Origin of the sequence: Streptomyces niphimycinicus (assembly GCF_018883605.1) — a bacterium.
GTDB classification, from domain to species: Bacteria; Actinomycetota; Actinomycetes; order Streptomycetales; family Streptomycetaceae; genus Streptomyces; species Streptomyces niphimycinicus.
Genome location: NZ_JAHLEM010001078.1, coordinates 1 through 3,634, shown reverse-complemented (window position 1 = coordinate 3,634; position 3,634 = coordinate 1). Strand labels below are relative to the sequence as shown.

4 protein-coding genes are annotated in these 3,634 nt (G+C 73.3%); 3 read left to right on the top strand and 1 reads right to left on the bottom strand.

Features of this window, described 5'->3' with window-relative positions:
• Positions 1–594: aminotransferase class I/II-fold pyridoxal phosphate-dependent enzyme (locus KN815_RS47660; protein WP_216348002.1), on the bottom strand; the 594-nt coding region annotated here is incomplete at its 3' end.
• A 169-nt stretch (positions 595–763) separates the two neighbouring features.
• Here KN815_RS47660 and bioB point away from each other — a divergent pair.
• From bioB to bioD, 3 genes are all read left to right on the top strand, one after another.
• On the top strand, positions 764–1,984 hold the full coding sequence (bioB, locus tag KN815_RS47655) for a biotin synthase BioB (protein WP_216348001.1): 1,221 nt from the start codon (positions 764–766) through the stop codon (positions 1,982–1,984).
• Positions 1,977–3,293 (top strand): adenosylmethionine--8-amino-7-oxononanoate transaminase, encoded by a 1,317-nt coding sequence (locus tag KN815_RS47650; protein WP_208518627.1) that lies wholly within the window; start codon positions 1,977–1,979, stop codon positions 3,291–3,293. The genes bioB and KN815_RS47650 overlap by 8 nt, the downstream gene beginning before the upstream one ends.
• Positions 3,294–3,399: 106 nt before the next feature.
• Positions 3,400–3,634: ATP-dependent dethiobiotin synthetase BioD (gene bioD, locus KN815_RS47645; RefSeq protein ID WP_216348000.1), on the top strand; the 235-nt coding region annotated here is incomplete at its 3' end.

Genomic DNA, 3,634 nt, shown 5'->3' with positions numbered 1-3,634 from the left:
GGCGGCGTCGCCGTCGACGGAGAAGACCGAGTCGCTGACGGCGAGGGCGCGCCGGGGCGCCGGGACCGCTCCGGTCCCCTCGGCGGCCTGCTCCCGCGCGTCCTCATCGGCCGCGCCCAGCGCCTTGCGCACGGCGTCCGGGTCGGCGTGCGGAACGACGGCGACCTCGGCGCGGGAGAGCCGGCAGCCGTCGATGAGCGAGGCGTGATTGCCCGCGTCGGAGACGATCAGGGCGTCCCGGCCGCTCAGCGCGGAGACGGCGGCCAGATTGGCGGCGTAGCCGGAGGAGAACACCAGGGCCGCCTCGTAACCGCAGAAGTCGGCGAGTTCCCGCTCCAGTGTGGTGTGCAGTTCGGTCGAGCCGGTGACCAGGCGCGATCCGGTGGATCCCGCGCCCCAGCGCTCGGCCGCCGCGGCCGCGGCGGCCGTCACCTCCAGGTGGCGGGCCAGCCCCAGATAGTCGTTGCTCGCCAGATCGAGCAGCGGGGAGTCGGCGGGCCGGGGGCTGAGCCGGCGCACCAGCCCGGCCCGGTCGCGCCGCTCCCGCTGTGCGTCGATCCATGCGAACGCGTCGTCCGGGCGGTCCTGGGGCATCGGCTGCCTCGCCTTCCGTGGCCTCGTCAAGAGCACCGACTGTCGGGTCCGGATAGAACGTAGCCCCCTCCATGCCCGGTCATGGTGTGGCAATACCCACACCCCGATCCGCGCGTCTTGTACGGTCCCTCCTTGGCCGGGAGCGGTGGGGTAGGAAAGGATCGTCGCCATGGACCTGCTGAACACGCTGGTGGACAAGGGGTTGCGGCGCGAATCGCCGACCCGCGAAGAGGCGCTCGCCGTCCTGGCGACCTCCGATGACGAGCTGCTCGATGTGGTGGCCGCGGCGGGCAAGGTGCGCCGCGCCTGGTTCGGGCGGCGGGTGAAGCTCAACTATCTGGTCAACCTGAAGTCGGGGCTGTGCCCCGAGGACTGCTCCTACTGCTCGCAGCGGCTGGGCTCGAAGTCCGAGATCCTCAAGTACACCTGGCTCAAGCCGGAGCAGGCGGCCGCCGCGGCGGGCGCCGGCGTCGCGGGCGGCGCCAAGCGGGTGTGCCTGGTGGCCAGCGGACGCGGTCCCACCGACCGCGACGTGGACCGGGTCTCGAAGACCATCGCCGCCATCAAGGAGGAGCACCAGGACGTCGAGATCTGCGCCTGTCTGGGGCTGCTGTCCGACGGCCAGGCGGCGCGGCTGAAGGACGCGGGGGCGAACGCGTACAACCACAACCTCAACACCTCCGAGGCGACCTACGGCGACATCACGACCACCCACACCTACGCCGACCGGGTCTCGACCGTGCAGCAGGCCCAGGCGGCGGGGATGTCCGCCTGCTCCGGGCTGATCGCGGGCATGGGCGAGTCGGACGAGGACCTGGTGGACGTGGTCTTCTCGCTGCGCGACCTGGACCCGGACTCGGTGCCGGTCAACTTCCTCATCCCGATCGAGGGCACCCCGCTGGCCGGGGACTGGAACCTCACCCCGCAGCGCTGTCTGCGGATCCTGGCGATGGTGCGGTTCGTCTGCCCGGACGTGGAGGTGCGGCTCGCGGGCGGCCGCGAGATCCATCTGCGGACGCTCCAGCCGCTGGCCCTGAACCTGGCGAACTCGATCTTCCTCGGCGACTATCTGACCACCGAGGGCCAGTCGGGCAAGGACGATCTGGCGATGATCGCCGACGCGGGCTTCGAGGTGGAGGGCACCGACACCACGACGCTGCCCAAGCACCGCGCGGACGCGCTCGCCGCCGCCGGTTCCGGCTGCGGTGGCCACGGCGGCGAGGGCGGTGGCTGCGGCCCGTGCGGTGACGCGGCGCCCGCCGACGCCGTACCCGCCCAGGCGGCGGCCGGAGTCACGGCCTCCACCCCGGCGGCCGCGGAGGGGTCCCACGCCGATCTGGTCGCGGTGCGCCGCCGCGGCGCGGGCACGGATCTGCCGCCCAATGCCTGAGCCGCTGACCCCGGCCGAGCTGCGGGCGCTGGACCGCGAGCACGTCTGGCATCCGTACGGCCCGATGCCCGGCCGCCAGGACCCCCTGGTCGTGGAGTCCGCGGCCGGGGTCCGGCTGCGGCTGGCGGAACCGGTGGAGGGCGTCCGCGAGCTGGTGGACGGGATGTCGTCGTGGTGGTCCGCCATCCACGGCTACAACCACCCGGCGCTCAACGACGCCGCGCGGGGTCAGCTCGACCGGATGAGCCATGTGATGTTCGGCGGGCTCACCCATGAGCCCGCCGTCCGGCTGGCCACCCGGCTGGTGGAGATCACGCCGGAGCCGCTGCGCCATGTGTTCCTGGCCGACTCCGGTTCGGTGTCGGTCGAGGTCGCGGTGAAGATGTGCCTCCAGTACTGGCGCTCCCTCGGCCGCCCCGCCAAGCGGCGGCTGCTGACCTGGCGCGGCGGCTACCACGGCGACACCTGGCAGCCGATGGCGGTGTGCGACCCGGACGGCGGCATGCACCGGCTGTGGTCCGGAGTGCTGCCCGAGCAGATCTTCGCGGACGCGCCGCCGCCCGGTTTCGACGCGGACCCCGACCCGGCGTACGAGGCACACGTCCGCGAGCTGGTGGCCCGGCACGCCCATGAGCTGGCCGCGGTGATCGTGGAGCCGGTGGTCCAGGGCGCGGGCGGGATGCGCTTCCACTCCCCCGCGCTGCTGCGGGTGCTGCGCGAGGCGTGCGACGAGCACGATGTGCTGCTGGTGTTCGACGAGATCGCCACCGGCTTCGGCCGCTCGGGCACGCTGTTCGCCGCCGAGCACGCGGGGGTGTGCCCCGATGTGATGTGTCTGGGCAAGGCGCTGACCGGGGGATATCTGACCCTGGCCGCCACTTTGTGCACCCCGCGGGTGGCGGACGGCATCTCGCGCGGCGAGGTGCCGGTGCTCGCGCACGGCCCGACGTTCATGGGCAATCCGCTGGCCACGGCCGTCGCCTGCGCCTCGATCGATCTGCTGCTCTCCTACGACTGGCGGCAGGAGGTCAAGCGGATCGAGACCGGGCTGCGCGACGGGCTCGCGGAGGCGGCCGAACTGCCGGGCGTCCGGGAGGTACGGGTGCTCGGCGCGATCGGCGTCGTCCAGCTCGACCGTCCGCTGGACGACGCGGGGATGGCGGCGGCGACACGGGCGGCGGTGCGCGAGGGCGTATGGCTGCGCCCGTTCCGCGATCTGCTGTACACCATGCCGCCGTACATCACGGGCGACCACGATCTGGCCCGGATCTGCACGGCGGTACGGACGGCCGCGGCCGCGGCCGTCTGACCCGCCTGCCCCGCACGCGGCCGGCCGCCCACCCGCGGGAAGGGACCGGCCGCACACCGGGGCAGACCGGGAGCACCAACGAAAGCGAAAGGCAACGGAAACGAAGATGTCAGTACTGGTCGTCACCGGCACGGGCACCGAAATCGGAAAAACCGTCAGCACGGCGGCCGTCGCCGCCGCGGCGCTCGGCCGCGGCCGCTCGGTGGCGGTGCTCAAACCCGCCCAGACCGGAGTCGTGGAGGGCGAACCGGGCGACGCCGCCGAGGTGGCCCGGCTCGCCGGTGCGGTGACCGTGCTCGAACTCGCCCGCTACCCCGAGCCGCTGGCCCCCGCCACCGCCG

What these genes read in the sequence shown, in the direction of transcription:
- KN815_RS47650 (WP_208518627.1), top strand. Translation starts at nt 1,977, where the DNA reads ATGCCTGAGCCGCTGACCCCGGCCGAGCTGCGGGCGCTGGACCGCGAG.
- bioB (WP_216348001.1), top strand. Translation starts at nt 764, where the DNA reads ATGGACCTGCTGAACACGCTGGTGGACAAGGGGTTGCGGCGCGAATCG.